Annotated in this window: 29 protein-coding genes; 2 read left to right on the plus strand and 27 right to left on the minus strand. The window is 36.7% G+C overall.

From position 1 onward, the window contains the following. Window positions 1-38: 38 nt before the first annotated feature. Window positions 39-656 (plus strand): transcriptional repressor LexA, encoded by a 618-nt coding sequence (gene lexA / locus NHH15_RS01395; protein WP_262064854.1) that lies wholly within the window; start codon window positions 39-41, stop codon window positions 654-656. A gap of 67 nt (window positions 657-723) precedes the next feature. Here lexA and rsfS read toward each other — a convergent pair whose 3' ends face one another. From rsfS to NHH15_RS01485, 18 genes are all read right to left on the minus strand, one after another. Further along, window positions 724-1,077: a ribosome silencing factor gene (gene rsfS / locus NHH15_RS01400; protein WP_262064855.1), complete on the minus strand. Its 354-nt coding sequence runs from the start codon at window positions 1,075-1,077 to the stop codon at window positions 724-726. Continuing rightward, entirely contained in the window at window positions 1,074-1,667 is a 594-nt protein-coding gene (gene yqeK, locus NHH15_RS01405; RefSeq protein ID WP_262064856.1) for a bis(5'-nucleosyl)-tetraphosphatase (symmetrical) YqeK, read from the minus strand. The genes rsfS and yqeK overlap by 4 nt, the downstream gene beginning before the upstream one ends. Then, window positions 1,664-2,269 (minus strand): nicotinate-nucleotide adenylyltransferase, encoded by a 606-nt coding sequence (gene nadD / locus NHH15_RS01410; protein WP_262064857.1) that lies wholly within the window; start codon window positions 2,267-2,269, stop codon window positions 1,664-1,666. The genes yqeK and nadD overlap by 4 nt, the downstream gene beginning before the upstream one ends. A gap of 19 nt (window positions 2,270-2,288) precedes the next feature. After that, window positions 2,289-2,582, minus strand: a complete 294-nt coding sequence (gene yhbY, locus NHH15_RS01415) for a ribosome assembly RNA-binding protein YhbY (protein ID WP_262064858.1) — start codon at window positions 2,580-2,582, stop codon at window positions 2,289-2,291. Between the two features lie 10 nt (window positions 2,583-2,592). Then, window positions 2,593-3,876: a GTPase ObgE gene (gene obgE, locus NHH15_RS01420; RefSeq protein ID WP_262064859.1), complete on the minus strand. Its 1,284-nt coding sequence runs from the start codon at window positions 3,874-3,876 to the stop codon at window positions 2,593-2,595. Window positions 3,877-3,946: 70 nt separating this feature from the next. Beyond that, window positions 3,947-4,231: a 50S ribosomal protein L27 gene (gene rpmA, locus NHH15_RS01425; protein WP_262064860.1), complete on the minus strand. Its 285-nt coding sequence runs from the start codon at window positions 4,229-4,231 to the stop codon at window positions 3,947-3,949. A gap of 4 nt (window positions 4,232-4,235) precedes the next feature. After that, entirely contained in the window at window positions 4,236-4,565 is a 330-nt protein-coding gene (locus tag NHH15_RS01430) for a ribosomal-processing cysteine protease Prp (RefSeq protein WP_262064861.1), read from the minus strand. A 16-nt stretch (window positions 4,566-4,581) separates the two neighbouring features. Further along, window positions 4,582-4,890 carry a 50S ribosomal protein L21 gene (gene rplU, locus NHH15_RS01435; protein ID WP_262064862.1) on the minus strand — a complete coding sequence of 103 codons (309 nt, stop codon included), beginning with the start codon at window positions 4,888-4,890 and terminating at the stop codon, window positions 4,582-4,584. Window positions 4,891-4,993: 103 nt separating this feature from the next. After that, a complete protein-coding gene (locus NHH15_RS01440) occupies window positions 4,994-5,890 on the minus strand; it encodes a DMT family transporter (RefSeq protein WP_262064863.1) in 897 nt (298 codons plus the stop codon). Window positions 5,891-5,903: 13 nt separating this feature from the next. Continuing rightward, window positions 5,904-6,320 carry a CBS domain-containing protein gene (locus NHH15_RS01445; RefSeq protein WP_262064864.1) on the minus strand — a complete coding sequence of 139 codons (417 nt, stop codon included), beginning with the start codon at window positions 6,318-6,320 and terminating at the stop codon, window positions 5,904-5,906. 9 nt (window positions 6,321-6,329) lie between these two features. Further along, window positions 6,330-7,649, minus strand: coding sequence for an aspartate kinase (locus NHH15_RS01450; protein WP_262064865.1), 1,320 nt, complete (start codon window positions 7,647-7,649; stop codon window positions 6,330-6,332). A gap of 49 nt (window positions 7,650-7,698) precedes the next feature. Continuing rightward, complete coding sequence (locus NHH15_RS01455; protein WP_262064866.1) at window positions 7,699-8,298, minus strand: HAD family hydrolase; 600 nt, start codon at window positions 8,296-8,298, stop codon at window positions 7,699-7,701. Further along, window positions 8,291-8,779 (minus strand): Cys-tRNA(Pro) deacylase, encoded by a 489-nt coding sequence (ybaK, locus tag NHH15_RS01460; RefSeq protein WP_262064867.1) that lies wholly within the window; start codon window positions 8,777-8,779, stop codon window positions 8,291-8,293. Before ybaK ends, NHH15_RS01455 begins: the two co-directional genes overlap by 8 nt. Window positions 8,780-8,790: 11 nt before the next feature. After that, window positions 8,791-9,684 carry an SPL family radical SAM protein gene (locus tag NHH15_RS01465; RefSeq protein ID WP_334303577.1) on the minus strand — a complete coding sequence of 298 codons (894 nt, stop codon included), beginning with the start codon at window positions 9,682-9,684 and terminating at the stop codon, window positions 8,791-8,793. Continuing rightward, a complete protein-coding gene (locus NHH15_RS01470; protein WP_262064869.1) occupies window positions 9,671-10,354 on the minus strand; it encodes a TIGR03936 family radical SAM-associated protein in 684 nt (227 codons plus the stop codon). The genes NHH15_RS01465 and NHH15_RS01470 overlap by 14 nt, the downstream gene beginning before the upstream one ends. Then, a complete protein-coding gene (locus tag NHH15_RS01475; protein WP_262064870.1) occupies window positions 10,338-12,203 on the minus strand; it encodes a TIGR03960 family B12-binding radical SAM protein in 1,866 nt (621 codons plus the stop codon). The genes NHH15_RS01470 and NHH15_RS01475 overlap by 17 nt, the downstream gene beginning before the upstream one ends. A 97-nt stretch (window positions 12,204-12,300) precedes the next feature. After that, window positions 12,301-13,011, minus strand: a complete 711-nt coding sequence (locus NHH15_RS01480) for a hypothetical protein (RefSeq protein ID WP_262064871.1) — start codon at window positions 13,009-13,011, stop codon at window positions 12,301-12,303. A 1-nt stretch (window position 13,012) separates the two neighbouring features. Then, window positions 13,013-13,648, minus strand: coding sequence for an ATP-binding cassette domain-containing protein (locus NHH15_RS01485; RefSeq protein ID WP_262064872.1), 636 nt, complete (start codon window positions 13,646-13,648; stop codon window positions 13,013-13,015). Between the two features lie 183 nt (window positions 13,649-13,831). Between NHH15_RS01485 and NHH15_RS01490 the strand changes: the two genes are divergently transcribed. Further along, window positions 13,832-14,572, plus strand: a complete 741-nt coding sequence (locus NHH15_RS01490) for a LytR/AlgR family response regulator transcription factor (RefSeq protein WP_262064873.1) — start codon at window positions 13,832-13,834, stop codon at window positions 14,570-14,572. 26 nt (window positions 14,573-14,598) lie between these two features. Here the strand turns inward: NHH15_RS01490 and hisIE are convergent, their stop codons facing one another. The 9 genes from hisIE to NHH15_RS01535 all read right to left on the minus strand — a co-directional run bounded on the left by hisIE (window position 14,599) and on the right by NHH15_RS01535 (window position 22,550). After that, window positions 14,599-15,882, minus strand: coding sequence for a bifunctional phosphoribosyl-AMP cyclohydrolase/phosphoribosyl-ATP diphosphatase HisIE (hisIE, locus tag NHH15_RS01495; RefSeq protein WP_262064874.1), 1,284 nt, complete (start codon window positions 15,880-15,882; stop codon window positions 14,599-14,601). Window positions 15,883-15,894: 12 nt separating this feature from the next. After that, window positions 15,895-16,482 (minus strand): imidazoleglycerol-phosphate dehydratase HisB, encoded by a 588-nt coding sequence (gene hisB, locus NHH15_RS01500; protein WP_262064875.1) that lies wholly within the window; start codon window positions 16,480-16,482, stop codon window positions 15,895-15,897. Continuing rightward, window positions 16,479-17,780: a histidinol dehydrogenase gene (gene hisD, locus NHH15_RS01505; RefSeq protein ID WP_262064876.1), complete on the minus strand. Its 1,302-nt coding sequence runs from the start codon at window positions 17,778-17,780 to the stop codon at window positions 16,479-16,481. Before hisD ends, hisB begins: the two co-directional genes overlap by 4 nt. Window positions 17,781-17,791: 11 nt before the next feature. Continuing rightward, entirely contained in the window at window positions 17,792-18,427 is a 636-nt protein-coding gene (hisG, locus tag NHH15_RS01510; protein ID WP_262064877.1) for an ATP phosphoribosyltransferase, read from the minus strand. Further along, window positions 18,384-19,619, minus strand: coding sequence for an ATP phosphoribosyltransferase regulatory subunit (gene hisZ / locus NHH15_RS01515; protein WP_262064878.1), 1,236 nt, complete (start codon window positions 19,617-19,619; stop codon window positions 18,384-18,386). Before hisZ ends, hisG begins: the two co-directional genes overlap by 44 nt. 77 nt (window positions 19,620-19,696) lie before the next feature. Then, a complete protein-coding gene (locus tag NHH15_RS01520) occupies window positions 19,697-20,230 on the minus strand; it encodes a Holliday junction resolvase RecU (RefSeq protein WP_262064879.1) in 534 nt (177 codons plus the stop codon). Next, the gene (locus tag NHH15_RS01525; protein ID WP_262064880.1) at window positions 20,188-21,192 is read right to left on the minus strand and encodes an RluA family pseudouridine synthase; all 1,005 of its coding nucleotides are present in this window, start codon (window positions 21,190-21,192) and stop codon (window positions 20,188-20,190) included. Before NHH15_RS01525 ends, NHH15_RS01520 begins: the two co-directional genes overlap by 43 nt. 9 nt (window positions 21,193-21,201) lie before the next feature. Then, window positions 21,202-21,777 (minus strand): hypothetical protein, encoded by a 576-nt coding sequence (locus NHH15_RS01530; protein WP_262064881.1) that lies wholly within the window; start codon window positions 21,775-21,777, stop codon window positions 21,202-21,204. A gap of 14 nt (window positions 21,778-21,791) precedes the next feature. Further along, the gene (locus NHH15_RS01535) at window positions 21,792-22,550 is read right to left on the minus strand and encodes an SDR family NAD(P)-dependent oxidoreductase (RefSeq protein ID WP_262064882.1); all 759 of its coding nucleotides are present in this window, start codon (window positions 22,548-22,550) and stop codon (window positions 21,792-21,794) included. Window positions 22,551-22,555 lie beyond the last annotated feature (5 nt).

Consider the following 22,555-nt stretch of genomic DNA (forward strand, 5'->3'; position numbering starts at 1 on the left):
TGTGATAGAATAAAGAAAAAGTTTGAGAGGTGGATTTGATGAGTAAAGGGAAAATTACTGAAAAGCAAACAGAAATACTTGAATATATTAAAGAACAGATTTTGGAGAGAGGGTTTCCACCCTCCGTTCGAGATATTTGTAAGGCTGTCAGCTTGAAGTCCACTTCCAGTGTACATGCACATCTTGAATCATTAGAACGAAATGGCTTTATCCGGCGAGATCCTACAAAGCCTAGAGCAATTGAAATCCTAGATGATAATTTCAATCTATTTCGCAGGGAAATGGCTAATATTCCCATCGTGGGACAAGTCGCTGCCGGTGAACCTATTCTTGCCGAACAAAACATTGAAGAGTACTACCCTCTTCCAGTTGAATTTATTCGAAGCAATAAGCAGCATTTCATTTTAAAAGTTCAAGGTGAAAGTATGATTAATGCCGGAATTCTAGATGGTGATATGGTTCTTGTGGAGGAAGGCAATGTTGCAAGTAATGGTGATATGGTTGTTGCTTTGATTGAAGACGGTGCCACAGTAAAGACTTTTTACAAAGAAGAAGGTATTTTTCGGTTACAACCTGAAAATGACTACATGGACCCTATTTACGTATCAGATTTACAAATTTTAGGCCATGTAAAGGGAGTTTTTCGTTTCTTTTAATTTTACTTTAAACATAATCAAGGACCTCGCCAAGCTATATCATAGCACAGGGAGGTCCTTTAGCTTACTATCCTATTTTTTGATTATCCAGGCGCTTTGCATCACTCCAGATACGTTCGAGATTATAAAACATTCTACTGTCCTTATTAAAAATGTGAATAATAACATCTCCATAATCTAATAAAACCCAGTCGCCCTTTGCATTCCCTTCCTGTTGTTTAATTGAGATATTTTTCTTTCCCATCTCTTCATCAACAGAATCAATTAAAGCACTGATCTGTGCATCACTATTTCCGTTTGTAATAATAAAATAATCTGCAATCACAGATATATCTGCAATGTCTAATACAACAATGTCTTCTCCTTGTTTTTCATCCAGTGCTTTATATGCTGTTTGCAGAATTTCCTTTGTTTCAATCATTCTATCTCCTCCTTCTTCACTCTTTTTTTATAATACTCATATGTCTTTTGTGTCATTGGATCGATTGCAAGATTTTTCGTATTCAAATAGGATAACGTATTTTTCAATATTTTACGCAAACACTTATCTATTTTTTCGAAAGAAAGCTTACGGATTTGTGCCAAATCTGGAATCTCCTCTCGATTTGGCTCAATATAATCTGCAATAAATACGATCTTCTCCAATGCCGACATAGCCGGTCTTCCTGTTGTATGATAGGTAATAGCATTTAGAACATCCTCATTCTTTACACCATACTTTTCTTTTGCAATATAGGCTCCGATTTTCCCGTGTAATAGTCCAGGGTTTTTCTTTTCTATTTCATTCATCTCAATAGAATGTTCCGCACAAAAAGAACCCATCTCTTGGCTGGACATTAATTTCCCGCAATCATGAAGCATCCCTGCAATCAAAGCATTTTCTATATCCACTTCATAAACCATTGCAAGTGCTGCTGCTGTATAAGCCACACCTACTGTATGATGAAAACGTCCTTTACCAAGAGTTCCTTCCATCGCTTCCTGAAGCTCTTCTACTTGTCTGCTTATCATCTGTATAGTCCCTTTGTTTTAATATAATTGTATACATTTAATGGAACCATATCTCCTATATCTACACCCTGTTGAATATGCTCTCGGATCATACTTGATGATATTTCAACTTTCGGTGCTGGCAGATAAGAAAGGTTCCCTTGGTATTTTTCCTTCAGATTTTCCATATAATAAGATAATTCTTTTTTCGTGTCCACCTCGTCACGATAAGCCACTAAAATATGACAGATTTTTAAAATTCGTTCTGGATATTTCCAGCTTTCAAAACTGCAAAGAGAATCCGCACCAATGATAAAATAGAACTCATTTTCAGGATATACTTTTTGCAAGTACTCCATCGTAGAATAAGTATAAGAAACCCTGTCATTAGTTGCTTCATAGTCACAAAAGGAAAAATCTCCTTTGTTTTCAATTGCCAGTCTTACCATCGTAATTCGATCTACTAAAGGGCTGAGAATATTTTCATTTCCCTTATGAGGCGGATTGCCATTTGGAAGAAACCATATCTTATCTAAAGAAAAATGAGAAAGTGCATTCTCAGCTAATGTTACATGTCCATTGTGAATGGGATCAAATGTTCCTCCCATAATCCCGATTTTCATATATCTAATCTCCTAGTAGCTATTTGGGTAATTCAATTTTCTTATTCTTATCTTTTCCTTCTTTATAAAGCACAATCTTTTTACCAATCACCTGAACTACCTGGGATCTCGTTCTCTCTCCCACAATATTGGCAAGCTCTTTTGGATCATCCGTACAATTATTTAGTACACTAATCTTAATCAGCTCTTTCTTGTCAATTGCTTCCATGATAGCATTGATAAACTCAGGCGTAATACTGTTTTTTCCGATTTGAAAAATCGGATCTATTTTCATTGCTAGTCCCTTTAAATAAGCTCTTTGTTTCGTTGTCATCGCTTCTCCTTTACTGATAATAGTCAAATGCATGACCATACATACGAACCGTATCACCTTCTTCAATACCTTTTTCTTCCAGCTCTTCTAAAATCCCACTATCTTTTAGAAACTTCTGGAAAAACAGGAAACCTTTTTCAGACTCCAAATTCGTATATCCAAGCATCTTTTCAATCTTTGGTCCTTCCACTACATAGACACCGTCTTCGATTTCAATTGTGTAAGGAAGATCTATATAGATAAGCTCTTCTTCCGGAAAATATTCCTGTTCAAAGATAACTGGTGGTGTATCCATTTTCTGAATACTATCATATACATAGTATAGCAACTCTCTTATTCCTTCACCAGTAGCTCCTGATATAGGGAAAATCTTCATTCCCTCAGGTTCAAATTCCGCTTTCAATGCTTCAATAACTTCGTCTTTATTATCATAGAGCAAATCAATTTTATTTGCTGCAATTACTTGCGGTCTTTTTGAGATTTCCTCATTATAATTCTTTAGCTCTTCATTAATCTTATAGATATCTTCAATTGGATCTCTTCCCTCACTTCCAGAAGCATCCACAACATGTATCATCATCTTTGTTCTTTCAATATGTCTTAAAAACTCATGTCCAAGACCAACACCTTCCGAGGCTCCTTCAATCAACCCTGGAATGTCTGCAATCACAAAACCTTTGCTTCCATCGATATCCACCACTCCCAGGTTAGGGTGTATTGTGGTAAAGTGATAGTTGGCAATTTTAGGTTTTGCATTTGTAACCCGAGATAAAAATGTTGATTTTCCAACGTTTGGAAATCCAATTAATCCTACATCTGCAATTACTTTTAACTCCAACTGCACCTCTAATTCTCTTGAAGGCTGTCCTGGCTTTGCAAACTTTGGAATTTGCATAGTCGCCGTTGCAAAATGCTGGTTTCCAAGACCTCCTCTTCCACCAGTTAAAATCACTTGTCTTCTATTTTCCAGTGACATATCTGCAATAACCTTTCCAGATTCTGCTTCCTTAATCACTGTGCCCTCGGGAACCTTTAAGATAATATCTTCTCCATCTTTTCCATGGCATCTTTTCTTTCCACCATTTTCACCGTCTTGAGCGGAAAATTTTCTTTTATGTCGATAATCAGTCAACGTGTTAAGGCCTTCGTCTACTACAAAGACAACATCTCCGCCTCTTCCGCCATCACCGCCATCTGGACCACCGTTTGGAACATAAAGCTCTCTTCTAAAGCTCACATGACCATCTCCGCCTTTACCAGATTTTATAATTATTTTTGCACGATCTGCAAACATATCATTTCTCCTTGCGTGATAAAAAAAGGAGTCTGTCGCAAAATTCATTTTACAACAAACCCCTTAAAGATTACTGTGCTACAGGATGAATAGAAACTTGTTTCTTATCTCTTCCTTTTCTTTCATAGCGTACAACACCGTCTGCTAGTGCAAATAATGTATCATCTCCACCACGTCCTACGTTCACACCTGGGTGAATTTTAGTTCCGCGTTGTCTATATAAAATATTACCTGCTTTTACAAATTGTCCGTCTGCTCTTTTTGCACCAAGTCTTTTTGATTCAGAATCTCTACCGTTCTTTGTTGAACCCATTCCTTTTTTATGAGCAAAAAATTGAAGATTTAATTTCATCATCGGTTTACACCTCCTTAAATTTTAATTCAATGTATTTTGAATACTCTTCATCTTTATCCATCTCTTCTAATCCAAGAACCAAAGTTTTCATCAGCAGTGTAGCATCCTTTGATGGGGTCTTTTTGAATTCAAACTCAATCTTTCCCTCATCCTGATTATCTACATAACCAATTTCATCCTTTGTAAAAAGTTCGATTGCATTCATCGTATTAATGATGAGTGTCGATGCAGCTGCACAAACGATATCATAACCTTCTTCGCCGCTTCCTGCATGTCCTTTCGTAGAAAACCCACGAAATTCTCTCTTATTCTTGTAAATTTGAATTTGTAACATGGATATATCACCTCAATTAAGCGTTAATTTTTTCAATCTTAACTGCTGTGTACTGCTGTCTGTGACCGTTTTTCTTATGATATCCAGTTTTTCTCTTATACTTGTAGACAATAACTTTCTTACCTTTGCCGTTTTCTACAACGGATGCTTCAACTGATGCACCTGCTAAAACCGGGCTTCCAACCTTCAGGTCGTCATTACTTACAGCAAGTACTTGGTCAAATGTAACTTTTTCGCCTGCTTCTACTCCAAGCTTCTCTACTTTAATTACATCGCCTTCTTCTACTTTGTACTGTTTACCACCTGTTGCTATAATTGCGTACATATGGCACCTCCTATAAACATTACTCGCCAGCTTTGGTGACTCTTAACCGAGTTCTTTTCAACCTCGCTGTGCGGCATACTGGAATATTATATCACAGGGTTCGTTAAGATTCAATCTTTTTTTCGGTCTTTCCCGGTATCTGCAAAATAGTCACAGCTGTAATCACCATTACAATCCCTAAAACATTTAAGAATCCAATTTTCTCTCCATATAGAACGACTCCATAAATACTTGCCGCCACCACTTCTACAGATGCAATAATACTTGCTTTACTGCTTTCCACATATTTTAATGCAATCGAATAAAGGATGTAAGGACAAGCAATCGAAACAATGCTTCCTAAAATAGCCAGGGGCATATACTCCATATGATTCACAACCTGCTTCGCCATATGAACAGGATGTGCTGCAAGAACCGAAACAACTCCCCCTACAAAAAAAGTATGGGAAGCCACAGTTAATGAATCATACTTCCGAAGAAGAATTTTTCCAATCACAGTATAAAGTGAATAAGAAAAACCCGACAATAAACCTATCAATACAGTAACTGTAATTCCCTCTTCCACAGCACCAGTCGTTAGTCCAACAACAAATGTACAGCCAATAAATGAAAGAAAAAGTGCAAATATTTTTGTTAAGGTAACCCTTTCTCTAAAAAACAAAATTGACATAATCATTACAAAAAAGGGGGCGGTATACAAAAGAACGACCGCAACCGACAAATTGGCCCGCTGAACTGTTGTTGCATAGCTTAGATTATTGATAAATAAACTACCAATCCCAGTTAACAGAAACCATTTGTAATCCTGGATTTCCACTTTCAGCTTCCGTTTATCAATGATGAGTAAAACCACCAAAAAAAACACAGCAGAAGCAAACACACGCAAAGCAACCGCTTCTCTTGTGGTAAATCCAATACTTACAATATATCGTGTTACAATACCCATAGTTGCCCATAACAGAGTAGCGCAAATAATCAGAAGGGGAGCCATTTTTTTCATAAAATAATACCTCCTACTCCTTATCCTCTTCTTCCATACGGTTATAATAATACAAAATAATATCTTTACGGGTAATAATACCAATGAAATTATTCATGTCATCCGTAACTGGAACAAAATTCTGGTTTAAAGCTTTCATGATTAAGCTTTCCATATCAGAATTTCCATTTACAGAGTCGTAACTACTTTTTCTGTCTAAACTTAAAATCGGTATGTCCTCTGCATCTTTAATCGAAAGAATATTTGAGGATTTTAAATACCACAACAAATCTCCTTCTGTTATGGTTCCAATATATTCTCCATCTTTGCTGATAATTGGTACAGAGGAATAACGATGGTGTTCCATAATCTCCAGTGCTTGTCGTAAAGTATGATAATCATAAATGTAAGCCAATTCGCTTTTAGGCTTTAAAAAAAACATTATATTCATTTTTTACTCCTAGATTTGAATGGTAACAAAAATATCATAGATTGCTTTTATTGCATCCTCAAAATCATGATTTCGAACTCCAACAATGATATTCAATTCACTGGATCCTTGATCAATCATTCGAACATTCACATTTGCATGTGCTAACGCTGAGAAAATACGTCCCGATGTTCCTCTGGTTGCCTTCATGCCTCTCCCTACCACTGCAATAAGAGCAAGGTCTGATTCCAGTTCAACAAAATCCGGCTCAACGGCTCTATGAATTCCCGCAATCACTTTTTGTTCCTTTTCTTCAAACTCATCTTGATGTACAAATATTGTCATAGTATCAATACCAGAAGGCATATGCTCAATCGAAATATCATTTTCCTCAAACACCTCTAGAACCTTACGGCAAAACCCTACCTCTGAGTTCATCATAGCCTTTTCGATTGTAATCGAAGCGAAATCAGTCTTCCCTGCAATACCTGTTATTGTAAATCTCGGTTTTCTGCAAGTACTTTCCACAATCAAAGTACCTGGATCTTCTGGTCTATTCGTATTTCGTATATTAATTGGAATCCCTTCTTTTCGAACAGGGAAAATAGCTTCTTCATGAAGTACGGAAGCTCCCATATAAGATAGTTCTCTTAATTCTCTATAGGAAATCACATCAATTGCCTTTGGTTTTCGTACAATTCGTGGATCTGCCACTAGAAATCCTGATACATCCGTCCAGTTTTCATACATATCTGCATAAATCGCCCGTGCTACCAAAGAACCTGTTACATCAGAACCACCTCTTGAAAATGTACGTACCTTCCCGTTTTTTTGAGCCCCATAAAATCCTGGAATCACAGCATGCTCAGACTTTGAAAGGCGTTCGCTTAAGCGGACATTTGTTTCTTTTGCATCAAAATCACCTTTTTCATCAAAGATAATCACTTCTGCCGCATCTATAAAATCGAACCCTAGATAGTCCGCCATAATAATTCCATTCAAATACTCGCCTCGGGAAGCAGCATAATCTCTGCCTTCTTTTTTTGCAAAGTTTTCCTTAATCAAGGCAAACTCTTTTGAAAGATTCGTCTTAAGACCTAAACCTTTAATAATCTCATTATATCGTTCTTCAATTCCTTTGAACTGTTTTTCAAAATCATTTTCCAGAATCGCCTGACCATAGCAGCTGTAAAGCATATCGGTTACCTTTGTATCATTAGGTGTTCGTTTCCCCGGTGCAGAAGGAATTACGTAGCGTCTTGCTTCATCCTTTTTAATAATCTTGCCTACCTTCTCAAACTGTTCTGCGCTGGCTAATGAACTTCCACCAAACTTTACAACTTTTTTCATTTTCTTTCTCCTCCACTATCTATACTAAATAATTCTTATCTATATTACATTATTTTCCAAGTATCTGCAATGCGATATTTGGTGTAAAAACCATACCTTTTATCCCTTTTTCTTGTGCCGCCTTAATATTTTCTTCTAAATCATCGAAAAATAAAGTTTTTTCCGGAATTAATTCGTATCGTTCTAATAAAATATCGTATATCTCTGGATTCGGCTTAATACACTTCTCTTTCCACGAAAAAACTCCCCCCTCCATCTTTTCTAAAAATGCCAATTGCTCCTTAGATTGGAGATACATCTCATCTGAATAATTGGATAAATAATAAGTTCGAATCCCTTTGTTCTTAAAAAAATCAATAAACTCTTCCACATATGGATAAGGAACAATCGTCTTTCCAAAATCCATAAATACCTCTCGGATTTCTTTTTCGAACTCCGGAGCATTATCAATTAAAGCACTTAACCACTCATCGGTTTCAAAGCCTTTGTCGCCTAAGCTCCAATCCTCATTTAAAAACACTGCTTTTGCCACACTCTCTCTGGTAGATGGTGAGAACCCAAAAGAATCAAGATACTCTTCCCATGCAAAATGTATTAACACATTTCCAATATCAAACACCACTGCATCAATTTCTTTTAAATTAATCATGATCTATTACCACCTCTTTAAATTCTCCTTTTGTCACCTTCTGCAAGTCTATCGGTGAAAGTTTTATTTGAGTTCCAACTCTGCCTCCGCTTACATAGATGTGCTCCAATTTTTTCGCATCTTCCTGAATTATCACAGGAAAATTCTTTTTCATTCCAATCGAAGTTGTACCTCCACGCACATACCCCGTCACTTTAGTCAAATCTTTTAGGGGAAGCATTTCTAACGCCTTTTCTCCTACCGCCTTTGCCGCCTTTTTTAAATCCAGTTCTTCTTCAATCGGAATCACAAAGGTAAAGTATTCCCTTCCCTTTGTCTGAGTTACCAATGTTTTATAAACCAATTCATGAGACAAACCTAATTTATCTGCAACATGTACCCCATCGATAAATCCATCCGCCTCATACCCTTGATGAGAATAGATGATTTTTTCTCTGTCCAATATACGCATTGCATTGGTCTTTACTTCTTTCTTCGCCATTTTCACACCGCCTAATTAAATAAATTCAGCTGTTCAATCTTATAAGGAGATTTATATACATGTATAATGTCCTTCATCTTATATAAGATTCCCTGCTTCTCACACTCTTTGCTAAATACGCCCCAAAGCTCTCTTGCTTTACCGCTGACACATTTGTAGTTATTCCGATAACTCTTTATATATTTTTCTTGTAACCCTTCATTTGGAAACTGTTCCTCCAGGCACTTAAAAAACCAATCTCGTTGATTTCCCCGCAAGGTCACTCCAAATGCCGGATATATAAATTTTGCCCCTGCTTCCTTTGCCTGATGAATGATATTTAATATATTTTCTCTCGAATCTTCCAAAAAAGGTAAAACCGGCATTAATAGTATTCCCGAAAATATACCTGCATTTCCCAACTCTCTTAACACCTCAAATCTTCTTGAGGAAAGAGGCGCTCCCGGCTCAATTTTCTTTGACAACTCATCATCTGCTGTTGTAATCGTAATTTTGCATAATACAGGAGAATGCTCTGTAATACTTTTCAAAACCTCAATGTCTCTCAGAATCAAATCGCTTTTCGTTGCGATTGCTACTCCAAACTCAAAGGCATTCATAAGCTCAAGAGCATTTCTAGTCAGCTTCAGCTCCTTTTCCAACGGATTATAAGGATCGCTCATAGCTCCTGTTGCAATGACTCCTTTTTTCACTTTTCTTCGCAGCTCATCACGAATAATAATCAATGCATCTTTTTTTACCCGGACTTCATCAAAATCATTTACACCATAACAATCCGATCGACTGTCACAGTATATACATCCATGACTGCACCCTTTGTATATGTTCATGTTGTAATCCATGCCAAACCAAGAATTTCCGCCGTTTGATCTGGTCACAATGGTTTTCGCCTCAATATACTCCACTTTCTTCATACACAAAAGCCTCCAGGGGAAGGAGGTCGTTTTCATTCCTTCCATATAAATTTAATCTGTGATATCCATATAGATTTTCCGGATCAAATGCTTTCATTACCAAATCCGGCTTCAAGTTCGTCTCACTTCCTGCCGCCAAGAAAAGATATATATCCCCTTCTCTCTCCTCCATTTGGAAAATAAAAGGTCTGATATTCACAATTTTCTCACTTCTTTTTGTTTTCTTTAGTATGGATATTTCGTCCTTTGCCATAAAGTCATCGACTCTTGAAAGAATCTCTGTTGCTATTGGACTACCATCTTTTCGTTTTACCAGATAATCAGCAGCTGCTACCATTGTCATTCCACTGTATTTTTTTTCTGGATTTATATAAATCATATTTGCAATCTCAACGCCTTCTACCATAACCTCATTCAAGTCCCTAATGGCATCAGAAAGATTTATTTCCCTTGTAAGCTCCACATCCATATACTCCCCATCACTCGTTAAACCTACTGATAATGGTTGTGCAAAGGACATAATAAAATGAGGAGAATATCCTTGTGTCAAGGCAACAGGAATCCTTCCTCGTCTCATCGCCTTTTGAAAGAAACGCATCAGGTCTAAGTGTCCAATATACCTCATTGCACCATATTTACGGAATTTAATTCTTGCTTTCAAGACAGACACCTCCCTTATATTTCCCGGCTCCACAGCCCGAACATTTCATTTTGCAGTTCGGAGTTATCGTTTCAGCTAATGCTCGTTCCCATTCCTTCCACAAAAATTCCTTCGTCACACCAATATCAATAAAGTCCCATGGCAGCGTTTCATCCTTTTCTCTCTTACGAAGATTATAAAACTCCGTGGTCAGACCTGCTGTCTGAAAGGCTTTTTCCCATTTTTCACCATCAAAAAACTCCGTCCAGGAATCATACATACATCCCATTTTATAGGCCTCATATATGACCTTTGACTGTCTTCTGTCCCCCCTGGCAAGAGCACCTTCTATAATCGTTGTTCCTGCATCATGATACTGGTAGCGAAGACTTTTCTTATTCAATTGCTTTCCAAACTCATCCTTAACGGTATAAGCCTTTTGCAGGTAGTCCTCTCTCGAAAGCATATTTGCCCATTGAAAAGGAGTGAAGGGCTTCGGAATAAAGAAAGAGGAACTTGCTGTAATTTGACACTTTCCATTTCGTTGATCTTTTGGAATCTCATAATACGCTCGTGCCACTTCATCCGCTAAAACCGCAATCTCTTTTGTATCCTCTTCCGTTTCTGTAGGCAGCCCCAGCATAAAGTAAAGCTTCACCTTATTCCATCCACCATCAAAGGCTTTTCTGGCACCACCTATAATGTCCTCTTTTGTAAGACCTTTATTAATGACATTACGAAGCCGTTGACTTCCAGCTTCTGGTGCAAAAGTCAAACTGCTTTTACGAACATCCTGCACCTTACTCATAACATCTAACGCAAATGCATCAATTCGAAGAGAAGGAAGGGATATATTGATTCCCTGATCCTTAAACTCATCAATTAAATACGTAACCAATTCTTTCAGTTCTGTGTAATCACTTGAACTCAAAGAACTCAAGGATATTTCTTCATGACCCGTATTACGCATCATTTCCTGAATGTAATGCTTTAATGTGTCTAATCTCTTCTCTCTGGTTGGTCGATAAATCATTCCCGCCTGGCAAAAACGACAGCCGCGAATACATCCTCTTTGAATCTCTAAAACCACACGGTCCTGAGTGGCTTTAATAAAGGGTACTACCGGAGCTGTTGGATATGGGAGGTTCGAAACATCCACTGCCATTTGTTTCTCGACTTTAGTGGGTGCTTCTTGAACCACTCTTTCGAACACTTCTATTGTTTGGTCGTCCTTATACCGAACGCTATATAGGGACGGGACGTAAACCCCTTTTATTTGCGCTATTTTTAGTAGGTAGTCCTGTCGCGAACCCCCTCTCTTTTTATGTTCCTTGTATAAATTCAAAAGTTCATCATAAACAGTTTCCCCTTCTCCAATATAGAAGAAATCAAAGAAATCTGCCAAGGGTTCCGGATTATACGTACAAGGTCCACCTCCAATAACAAGAGGGTCCTCTTCCTTTCTATCCTTTGCGTAGATTGGAATTTGACTCAGCTCTAAAACTTGTAAAATGTTCGTATAACACATTTCGTATTGAATCGTAATTCCCAAGAAGTCAAAAGCTTTAATCGGGTCTTGAGACTCTAACGCAAATAGAGGGATGTTCTCATCCCTCATAATTTTATCCAAATCTACCCAAGGTGAATAAACCCTTTCACACCAGGTATCCTCTCTTCTATTGAACATATCATATAATATCTGTATTCCCAAATGGGACATACCTATTTCGTAAACATCAGGAAAGCACATGGCAAATCGGATATCCACTTTTTCCAAATCTTTATTCACCGAGTTTACCTCATTGCCAATATACCTGGCAGGTTTCTCGATTTTCAATAATATTTCGTCACTTAATGCAAGCTTTCTCATTTTTCACCTCTCTATTGCGGTTTAACAGCACCTTTTAATTATATCTACTTTGCTGTTGAACTTCAAGTAGAGACTTTATAACTACTCATATCATAAATCAGTATATTCCATTCTTTATCCACCTTCTTCGACATAAAATTAGTATTATTATAAATATAAGAAAAACACACAAATTATAACCTACACTCGGAAGTACATGCAGCATTGAGGTATTTCCAGTATCTAAAAACTTTTCTAAATCATAATATAACTTAGATGAAGCATCATAGTATGCGAAAAACCAGAACAGTTCTGAAGCTGCCGCTATCATAATTTGTCCAATCCACACAACAAGGTTTAAGCAAAATGCCAGAAGTATATTTTTGAATAAATACGCAAATATAGAAGCAACAAGCACCTCATAAATCAACGCATTTTCGTAATATAGAAACATAGTAATAAACTGGCTAAAATCACCAAAAACCATGCATGCTACACCATTCATTGCTAATAATGACAACGAAAAAAACAGCCATATGTATAAGGATCGTAGTAGAAAATGTCTCAGAGGGCTATATCCAATATTTCTATAAAATAGAATGTTTTTTTCTTTATAATCAATATTGAGTACACAAATAGCGACAATAGAGAATATCATTGGACCAAACTGAGTAATTACGGTATATACACTCTTAAAATAATCATATAATGTTAAATACTGAATATGATCAAGGCTAATTGGTAAAATATATCCAAAAGCAAAACATGCTATTACTGTCAAAAAACAAAATATATAATTCCTACTATTAATATGTCTCTGCAGTTCCACTTTATCTCCCTCCTCTTATGTAGGTTTTTATTATCTCCTCTTTACTATCCACTTCCTTTATTGTCTTTTCCTCCATATAATAATATCTCCCACTCATATGCTCAATATCCGACAAATTATGAGAAATATTAACGCAGGTGACACCTTCTTGTTCAACATATTTAATCAAAAAATCGTATATATCCAGAGTACTTTTTTTGTCAATTGCATTTGTAAACTCGTCTAATATTATCACTCTGGGTTTTGATGCTAAAAATGTCAGTAATTTCATTTTTTGTTTCTGTCCGTCACTCATATTCTTTATTCTGAAAGATTTCGGTATTGTATCAAGACCCAACATGAAAAACAACCACTCAACATATTTGTTCTCATATTTCGATTTCAAAAAAACATATAAGTTATTCAGACGTAAATCACTTGGAACATTACTATAACTGCCAATGACAACCGGTTCCGATGAAGCTTTAATTTCACCCTCATAATCTAAAATATTGATACATGATTTGGCAAAGCACGACTTCCCCACTCCATTACTTCCGCCCAAATGTGAAATCACAGAATCTCGAAATTTTATATTTAGATTTTTAATCAATTCCTTGTTTCCAATTTTCAAGGAATATCCAATAAATTCAAGCATTTATTCTCCCTCCAATCAAAAAAATATCTTTAACCGCCAACCGGAATATTTTCTCTTTCATTTTTTATTTGTTTATATTAATATATAGGTATACTATTTTGATAATATTGTATTTATTTTAAAAAATCAATTCTTTCGTTTAGATTGGTTAGTTTTTGTTTTTAACGGTAGGAGGAGGAAAGCATGACAGAACTAATATACAAAATCGGAATCTGCGACAATGAAGAATATTGGCAAAAAAAAATCGCTCAATTGTGTAATGATTGTTGTAGAGACCTTAACATACACGCCGAATATACATTCTTTTCTACAGGAAACGATCTTGTAAAATCAAAAATTGATTTTGCATTACTCTTTCTTGATGAAGAAATGCCTGGGCTCTCAGGCTTAGATGTCAAGGAAACCCTTGAACAGCGAGACTTAAATATCATGATTATTTTCGTAACACATCACAAAGAAATAATCTATGACTCCTTCGGAAAAAATGTATATGGATTTTTGCATAAACCTGTTATTAACAAAGAATTCCACAGAATTTTCCAGAAAACAATTTACAAATTAAATAATAAATCTTTTATCAAAGTTTTTGATCCTCAAAAAGGCTATTTAAATATTCCCTATCGAGATATACTTTATATTGAAGCCGAGGGCAGCTACTCCAACATATTTTTGCATACTGGAAACCATGTTTTGATTCGAAAAGGAATTGGTGAGATAGAGTATGAAAGCACATGTAGATATTTAGTACGTGTTCATAAATCTTATATTGTTAACCTCCTGCAGAAATGTACGCTGAATCTAGTAGACTCTTTCTTGATTTTAAATACCAATCCCTCTATTAAAATTCAAATTGCACGACGGAGAAAAAGGGAGCTGCAAGAATTATATGCAGAAGCACATAAAATAAAAAGGAGCTATCCGTAACCTTTACGGACAACTCCCTGTAGATTCTATCGATCGTCTAATTCTTCTAGAATTTCTTCCCACGTAATTCCTTTTTCCACCATTAAAACATTCATATGATAGAGAAAATCTGCAATTTCATACTTTATTTCCTCTGTATTAGGATTTTTGGAAGCAATTATAATTTCTGCCGCCTCTTCTCCAACCTTTTTTAATATCTTGTCTATACCCTTATCAAAAAGATAATTTGTGTAAGACCCTTCCTTTGGATTTTCTCGTCGATCCACAATTGTATCATAAAGATCCTTGAATACATTCAATGGATTCGACATATCATTTATCTCTCCCGCGACCGGCGTATAAAAACAAGTTGGATTTCCCGTATGACACGCTGCTCCTAACTGTTCCACCTTTGCTAACAACGTATCCTTATCACAATCCACCTGAATGGATTTCAAATACTGTGTATGGCCACTGGTTTCTCCTTTGATCCATAATTGCTTACGGCTACGGCTATAATAAGTCATTTTTCCTGTCTTAATAGTATAATTAAAAGCCTCCTCATTCATATACGCCATCATCAGAACCTCTTCTGTCTTATAATTCTGGACAATGACTGGAATAAGACCTTGGTCATTTAACTTCATTTCAGAAAACTCTATTTCACTTTCAAATGTAGAAACAGGAATCCCTTTTTCAACACATTCTTCTTTTAAGGCAAAGAAATCCATTTCCTCGCGGCTAACAAAGGGGCCCGTTACACCTCTAACCTTTGTCTTTTCCAAAAGAGAAAGAATTTCTTCTTTATCGGTAGACTGGCTAAATACAACACTGCTCAGTTGAGAAACATTTTTTACAGAATCCATATCCAGCTGGTGCATAATCAATAACTCTCTGGCATTTTTATTAATTGTATGCTGATGCTTAAACAACGCATCAAAATCATTGATGGATACACTGATTTTTTCTTTACCAAAACGAGCTGCCGCCGCTTCAATCAACTGATCTGCATCAGGTTTTGAGATATTGATTACCACCTTGCTTGCACCTGCGTAAAGAACCTTTTTAACATCCTCAAGATTATTTATATTGCCTGCAATAAGCAAGGGGATTCTAGTTGCCTTTTTAATACGCTTAATAAAATGAAGCACCTCATCTTTATCTTCCTCATGCCGGGAGAGATCAAAAATAAGTAATTCATCCGCTCCTTTTTCATTGTAGCTCCTTACTAATTCCAATACATTTCCCGAAATGATCGTGTCATCATCAAACCAATTTACTGCTTTTTTATGTTTAAGAAATATACAGGGTATAATTCGTTTTAAACTCATAACTACTCCTTCTCACAGACTTCCTTTTGTTGTCCATGCTTCTTTTATTCTTGGTTCTTCCTGCGTTGCCATATCCAACGCTTTACCAAACCCTTTAAATAAAGCCTCAGCAATATGGTGATTATTGGTTCCATCCAAGACTTTTAAATGCAGATTCATCATCCCTCCATAAGAAACAGCATAGAAAAATTCACGTATCATCTCCGTCTCAAGAGTACCAATTCTTTCTACCGAAAACTCTGCATTATAATTCAAATAAGGTCTTCCCGATAAATCAACAGCTGCAATAACTAACGTCTCATCCATTGGCAAAGTAAAATGTCCGTAGCGTTTTAAACCAGCCTTATCTTCTATTGCCTCTCTTATTGCTTCTCCCAAAACAATTCCCGTATCTTCTATAGTATGGTGCGAATCAACCTCTAAATCACCCTTTACTTGTACATCCAAATCAAATAAACCATGTCGTGCAAAGCCATCTAGCATATGGTCAAAAAAACCAATTCCTGTATCAATATTGTTCCGTCCTCTCCCATTTATTGTCAGAGTTAGCACAATATCCGTTTCTTTCGTCTTTCGTACAATCGTAACCTGATTTTTCATCTACCTTCCTCCTCAAGACGTACCCGTATTGAATGAGCGTGGGCACTTAGTTCCTCGGCAGTAGCAAACTTCATAATATCATCTGCCGCTTCAAACAATGCCTCTTTTGAATAGCTGATTAGACTGGATTTTTTAATAAAATCATCTACTGAAAGAGGCGAAAAAAACTTTGCCGTCCCATTAGTAGGCAACACATGATTCGGACCTGCATAATAGTCTCCTAACGGTTCACTGGAGTATTCTCCAATAAAAATCGCACCTGCATTTCGAATCTTAGTCATAACCTCATAAGGTTCCTTAGTCATAATTTCTAAATGCTCAGAAGCAATCTCATTTGCCACTCCAATACTCTCTTCCAAACTATCCGTCACCAGTATATATCCATAGTTTTCAATTGATTTTTCAATAATTTCTTTTCTGGGCAATGCACTTGTATATTCCGAAACCCAATCAGACACTTGCTTTGCAAGCTCTATACTAGAAGTAACTAAAATTGCACTTGCCAGCTCGTCATGCTCTGCCTGAGACAAAAGATCGGCAGCAACAAATTTAGGATTTGCACTCTCATCTGCTAAAATCAAAATTTCACTTGGTCCTGCTATTGAGTCAATGCTTACATGACCATAGACTGCTCTTTTTGCTAATGCAACATAAATATTGCCAGGACCGGTAATCTTATCTACCTTTGGAACACTCTTTGTTCCATAAGCAAGAGCCGCTATTCCTTGCGCGCCTCCTACCTTATAGATTTTACTGACTCCAGCTTCCCTTGCCGCAACTAATGTTGTTGAATTAATGGAATTATCCTTTTCTGGAGGTGTAACCATAATAATTTCATCTACACCTGCCACCTTTGCCGGCACAATATTCATCAGTACCGAAGAAGGATACACTGCTTTTCCACCTGGAACATAGACTCCTACCCGGTTTAAAGGCGTAACCTTTTGCCCAAGCATCACTCCATTGTCATGTGTATCAATCCAACTTCTTTGCTTTTGTTTTTCATGAAAAGACTTAATGTTCTTTAGGGACTTGCGAATCACCCATAATAAATCATCATCAATGTTACGATATGCTTGTTCAATTTCCTCCTCTGAAACAAGAATATTTTCTTCTGTAATAAATGCTCCATCAAATTTCTTCGTATATTCAAAAAGAGCCTCATCACCTCTCTTTTTGACCTCTTCCAATATACCCTTTACCACATCCTCGTAGTCCCCATAGTTATTAGGACTTCTCTTTAATAGATTCTCAAGAATCGTATTTAAATTTTCATTTGTAATTTTTTCAATTCGCATTTTCCATTCCTCTACAGTTGTTCTCTGACTTTTCCAATCAATTCTTTGATACGGTCATTTTCCATACGCATGCTCACCGGATTCACAATCATACGCGCTGATAAATCACAGATTTCTTCCAAGACACCCAATCCATTCTCTCGAAGAGTTGATCCCGTCTCCACAATATCTACAATCACTTCAGACAATCCCACGATTGGTGCAAGCTCTATGGAGCCATTCAGTTTAATAATCTCTACCGTTTGATTCTTTTTCTCGTAAAAATGATGCTTTGCTATGTTTGGATATTTCGTAGCGACCCGAATCACTTCACGATTATTTAAGTAAACACGATCTTCTTCTCTGCCACAGATACACATCTTACACTTCCCAAAGCCAAGATCCAACACCTCATGCACTTGTCTTCCTTCTTCCAAGATTGTATCTCTTCCCACGATACCAATATCCGCTGCTCCATACTCTACATAAGTAGGTACATCTGGACCTTTGGCTAAAAAGAAACGCATCTTCAATTCTTCATTAACAAAAATTAGTTTTCTGGAATCCTTGTCTTTCATTTCTTCACAAGTAATCCCGGTTTTTTCAAATAGTTTTAAAGCTTCTTTAGCAAGCCGGCCCTTTCCCAGAGCAAAGGTCAAATATCTCATTTTCATCTCCTGTAATCAAAATTAATGATTTTGCGTTGTATTTTTTTCCATAGTCTTTGTAATCATCTATTTCTTTATTTCCACTCTTCATAAGGATTTGTACATTTTCACCCTTTAGCCTTAAATCCTTCGCCTTGGTAATTGCCTTTTCTTCCAATCCTTCATTATATACAATCAAAGTATTTCCTGGCGAAGAAGAAACTTCTATTTTCTGTCGATCTAAAGCCTCAATCACTTCATCTACTACAATCGCAAAACCAATCGATGGTGCTTCTTTTCCAAACTTTTCAATCAAATGATCATAGCGTCCACCCTTTACAATCGCATCTCCACTTCCATATGTGTAACAGCGGAAAATCACTCCTGTATAATATTCATACGCTCCACCACTCAAGCCCAAATCAAAAGTAATATATTTTTCCAGACCATAAATCTTCAACAAATCATAGATTCGCTCTAATCTTTTGACTGCCTGAACACACTTATCATCAGATGAGATTTTATAAGCCTCAGAAAGTATCTCAACTCCTCCGACCAATTCATTGAGACTCTGAAAAGCCTGGGTCACCTCTCTGGAAACTCCTACTTTTTCCAGAAAATCAAACAAACCAAAGAAATTACGATTATTGATTAACTTTTGTACCTTCTGTTCTTCTTTCTCAGAAAGAACAGCACTTTCAATTAATCCCTTCAAAAACTCTCCATGTCCTACACTAAGTTGAAACTCTTTTAGTCCAACTGATTTCATAGATTCAATGACCAGAGCAATCATTTCAGCATCTGCTTCCGGAGTTGTATCACCTACTAACTCGGCACCCATTTGTGTGTTTTCCTTTAAACGGCCTTGATAACTGGAATGGTTGATAAAAATATTACCTGTATAGCAAAGTCGAAGGGGCATCTCTTCTTCTTCAAATAAGGTTGCACACACTCTTGCAATAGACGGGGTAATATCCGGTCTAAGAGCCAGTATATTTCCTTCGTTGTCAAAAAATCGGTATAACTCTTTTGAGGAAATCGTTCCAATTTCTTCTCGAAAAACATCAAAAAACTCAAAAGTTGGTGTCTGTATATCTTGGTACCCGTAAAGGCAAAAAACTTGATGTAGCTTTTGTTCTAAAGTCAGCTTTTTCCCACATTCTCCATTATAAATATCTCTTACACCCTCTGGCGTATGTAATAATTGTTTCATATTCTCCTCCGCACTTTAGTGTGCTACTACGATAAACTACTTTTAGAATTATACGAAGTTTCTCTCTCTTTGTCAAGTTATGGTCTAGATTCTAAATCCTTGGCAATTCCATCCAAGTATGGAACAAAGCATCCTCTGGTTATTTCCATAAACCACCCCTCACCTAATTCATCAAAAGCAATACTTTTCCTTCCCCCCTCTTCTCTTCTTTTCCAAAACTTTAAGATTTCCCGAAAGGGCATATAATAGACCTTTTCCATTTGTGTATAATATATGAGTATAAAGGAAACTCCGCCTTGTTCCTCAAGGCCATCCATAAATTCAATTTGGTGTGCATGTATATTTTGCAGCGGAAAGGTTCTTGCATTGCATTCCTTTGCATCAAAGCATACAGGGATTCCCTGAACTGCTCCAATATAATCTACCGTACTTTGTTGATCAAAATAAGCTAATGTAATATGTCTATGCTCTTTATCTATTTTAACCGGAGTAATCGGCGTCGGTATTTTTTGAATCAGCGCCAACTTTTTCTCCAAATAAATTTCATTGGTACGATTAATAAATTCTTCTAATCCCGAACCTCTAAGTCCTCTTGAATTCCATGTTGCCATTGTATTTCCTCAGTTACTTTCTTGAATATTTGCGGTATAGGCGCCTTCATTTGGCGCTTATTTAAATTTTGAAATTCCCCCTCCATACTGGGGAACTCCAACATAAATGCATGAAGAAGCTGATGCTTTAAATGGTATTTTTCTTTATACATCTGATTCACTTTTTCATTTCCATATTTAAAATCACCTATTATGGGGTGGCCTATTGATGCCAAATGAGCTCGTATTTGATGGGTTTTCCCAGTAATTAAATGAACACGCAAAAGGCTTACTTCTTTACTGACACCGATTGGTTCATAATGGGTTTCTATAGCTTCCTTCCCATGAGTGGATACTTTTACTTTATTGCTTCTTTCATCTTTTGTAAGACTCCCTCTTAGCTCTCCTCTTTCCCTTACAACACCTTTTACCAAGCATAAATAGTACTTCTTTATTTCCCGGGATTTGAAAAGCTCATTCATTTTCTGCAATCCCTGCAAGCTTTTACCTGCAACAATGATTCCACTGGTATTTCGATCCAAACGATTGCATATTCCCGGTGTAAAACTCTCCAATTCAGTCTCTGTGAGCTTTCCTTCTTCCAATAGATATGCGATAAACATCTCTACAACAGAAACATCCTCCGGCTTGCTTTTCTGGGATAAGACTCCATAAGGTTTATTCAAAACTAAAATATTATCATCTTCAAAGAGTATCCAATTCTTGAACTGAGAATTGCCAATCGTTACTTGGGGGATACGTTCTCCTTTAAATTTCTCAATTGTTTCATCTCTCATATAGAGACTTATTTCATCTCCAACCTGTAATTTTTCATTGCCTTGTGCTTTTTTATCATTTAAAAGAATATTCTTTTTCCGCATCATTTTGTATAAAAAGCTCTTGGTTGATTCTTTTAAATATTTCGAAAGATATTTATCCAATCTTTGATTTGCTTCGTTTTTTGTAATGATTAATTTTCTCATACTTTACCTTTACATAGCACTCGTTAGTATAATTCCCTTCATTCGCTGCTCTTCTTTGGTGCATTTTTTCTTGTCTACACTCCTCATAGCATTCAAGCCTTCTACTCTTGATAAAAATGCTTTATAATCTTTGAAAATCTTAACCGTCACTTTTTCAATTTTCTGTTCTGCTAAAAGTTGTTTTATATGCTGTGCCACAACATCTTCTTTTACCTTTTGTGAACTCGTATAACCACATATTGTATGATCTGATATCACAATTATATCCACAGGCATAATATCATCCTTGCTGGTCAAAATCAGATCATATACCGAAAGAAGTAAATCTCCTTTGTTCGCCACATCTTGCACAATCTCTTTGGCAACTGATTTGTGAGGCATCATCACAATCAATGCTACTAACATTTTTGAAGCAGGCAAGCATCCTACTACTGCCGCAACAGTCAGCAAATTTAATCTTGTTTTGGTTGCAACTATTCCCATAACCAACAAGATAATCACAACGGAAAACTCAGCAATTGTATAAATCAGGTATTTTCTCTTTTTGTCTTGAATATATCCTGGTTGTCCCTTTTTATCCTTCATTTCGTTATCCTTTTCTAATTATTAAATAATTGCAATGCTTTTGCTGTTAATGTATCCGGAAAAATTGAAGATGCCACATAAAAGGCTTTCATAAATGGACCAAACACACAAAGAGGTTTCTTTTCAATCGAAGCAATCAACCCCCTTCGCACTACCTCTTCTGCCTCCGACATAAATTCTTCCTTTGTCAACTTTTGTGCAGGACCTGCAACTTGGAAAAACTCTGTTTTAACAGGACCCGGACATAAAGTTGTTACCCAAATTCCTTTCTTTTTCAGCTCCTCCCGAAGCCCTAAGGAAAACCGAAGCACATAGGCTTTCGTTGCTGCATAAATTGTAAATTTAGGTTGGGGTGTAAATGCCGCTGCTGATGCAACTTGAATAATGCGACTTCCACGGCTCATATAAGGCAGACAGACCAGCGTCATCTTCGTCAGGCTTTTACAGTTTACATCAATCATTCCTAACATATCCTTTGTTTCCAGTGATGAAATCAGACCGTACTTTCCAAAACCCGAAGCATTTACAAGCATACGAACCCTTGCCCCTTTTGTGCGGAGTTCATAGGCCAGCCTTTCATATATGTTTTCCTGAGTTAAATCTCCATCCAAAACATGAATCGTTACACGAGACCTCATCTTTAGCTTTTCCAAACGCTCTTTTCTTCTCGCAATAACCCATATTTCATCAATGTTTTTATAAACACTTTCGATTTGTCTGACAAATTCTCTGCCCAGCCCCGAAGAAGCACCTGTTACAATAGCTATGTTCATAAAAG

Source organism: Aequitasia blattaphilus, assembly GCF_024721305.1.
GTDB lineage: Bacteria > Bacillota > Clostridia > Lachnospirales > Lachnospiraceae > Aequitasia > Aequitasia blattaphila.

Coding starts and splice junctions, on each gene's coding strand:
- NHH15_RS01485 (WP_262064872.1), bottom strand. CDS start 13,648: ATGCTTGAATTTATTGGATATTCCTTGAAAATTGGAAACAAGGAATTG.
- hisG (WP_262064877.1), bottom strand. CDS start 18,427: ATGAGATATTTGACCTTTGCTCTGGGAAAGGGCCGGCTTGCTAAAGAA.
- hisZ (WP_262064878.1), bottom strand. CDS start 19,619: ATGAAACAATTATTACATACGCCAGAGGGTGTAAGAGATATTTATAAT.
- NHH15_RS01490 (WP_262064873.1), top strand. CDS start 13,832: ATGACAGAACTAATATACAAAATCGGAATCTGCGACAATGAAGAATAT.
- hisD (WP_262064876.1), bottom strand. CDS start 17,780: ATGCGAATTGAAAAAATTACAAATGAAAATTTAAATACGATTCTTGAG.
- hisB (WP_262064875.1), bottom strand. CDS start 16,482: ATGAAAAATCAGGTTACGATTGTACGAAAGACGAAAGAAACGGATATT.
- yqeK (WP_262064856.1), bottom strand. CDS start 1,667: ATGATAAGCAGACAAGTAGAAGAGCTTCAGGAAGCGATGGAAGGAACT.
- NHH15_RS01525 (WP_262064880.1), bottom strand. CDS start 21,192: ATGAGAAAATTAATCATTACAAAAAACGAAGCAAATCAAAGATTGGAT.
- NHH15_RS01430 (WP_262064861.1), bottom strand. CDS start 4,565: ATGTTACAAATTCAAATTTACAAGAATAAGAGAGAATTTCGTGGGTTT.
- NHH15_RS01455 (WP_262064866.1), bottom strand. CDS start 8,298: ATGATTAATTTAAAAGAAATTGATGCAGTGGTGTTTGATATTGGAAAT.
- lexA (WP_262064854.1), top strand. CDS start 39: ATGAGTAAAGGGAAAATTACTGAAAAGCAAACAGAAATACTTGAATAT.
- NHH15_RS01520 (WP_262064879.1), bottom strand. CDS start 20,230: ATGGCAACATGGAATTCAAGAGGACTTAGAGGTTCGGGATTAGAAGAA.
- NHH15_RS01535 (WP_262064882.1), bottom strand. CDS start 22,550: ATGAACATAGCTATTGTAACAGGTGCTTCTTCGGGGCTGGGCAGAGAA.
- rpmA (WP_262064860.1), bottom strand. CDS start 4,231: ATGATGAAATTAAATCTTCAATTTTTTGCTCATAAAAAAGGAATGGGT.
- rplU (WP_262064862.1), bottom strand. CDS start 4,890: ATGTACGCAATTATAGCAACAGGTGGTAAACAGTACAAAGTAGAAGAA.
- NHH15_RS01475 (WP_262064870.1), bottom strand. CDS start 12,203: ATGAGAAAGCTTGCATTAAGTGACGAAATATTATTGAAAATCGAGAAA.
- ybaK (WP_262064867.1), bottom strand. CDS start 8,779: ATGGCGAAGAAAGAAGTAAAGACCAATGCAATGCGTATATTGGACAGA.
- obgE (WP_262064859.1), bottom strand. CDS start 3,876: ATGTTTGCAGATCGTGCAAAAATAATTATAAAATCTGGTAAAGGCGGA.
- NHH15_RS01440 (WP_262064863.1), bottom strand. CDS start 5,890: ATGAAAAAAATGGCTCCCCTTCTGATTATTTGCGCTACTCTGTTATGG.
- NHH15_RS01530 (WP_262064881.1), bottom strand. CDS start 21,777: ATGAAGGATAAAAAGGGACAACCAGGATATATTCAAGACAAAAAGAGA.
- yhbY (WP_262064858.1), bottom strand. CDS start 2,582: ATGACAACGAAACAAAGAGCTTATTTAAAGGGACTAGCAATGAAAATA.
- nadD (WP_262064857.1), bottom strand. CDS start 2,269: ATGAAAATCGGGATTATGGGAGGAACATTTGATCCCATTCACAATGGA.
- rsfS (WP_262064855.1), bottom strand. CDS start 1,077: ATGATTGAAACAAAGGAAATTCTGCAAACAGCATATAAAGCACTGGAT.
- hisIE (WP_262064874.1), bottom strand. CDS start 15,882: ATGAGTTTAAAACGAATTATACCCTGTATATTTCTTAAACATAAAAAA.
- NHH15_RS01450 (WP_262064865.1), bottom strand. CDS start 7,649: ATGAAAAAAGTTGTAAAGTTTGGTGGAAGTTCATTAGCCAGCGCAGAA.
- NHH15_RS01445 (WP_262064864.1), bottom strand. CDS start 6,320: ATGAATATAATGTTTTTTTTAAAGCCTAAAAGCGAATTGGCTTACATT.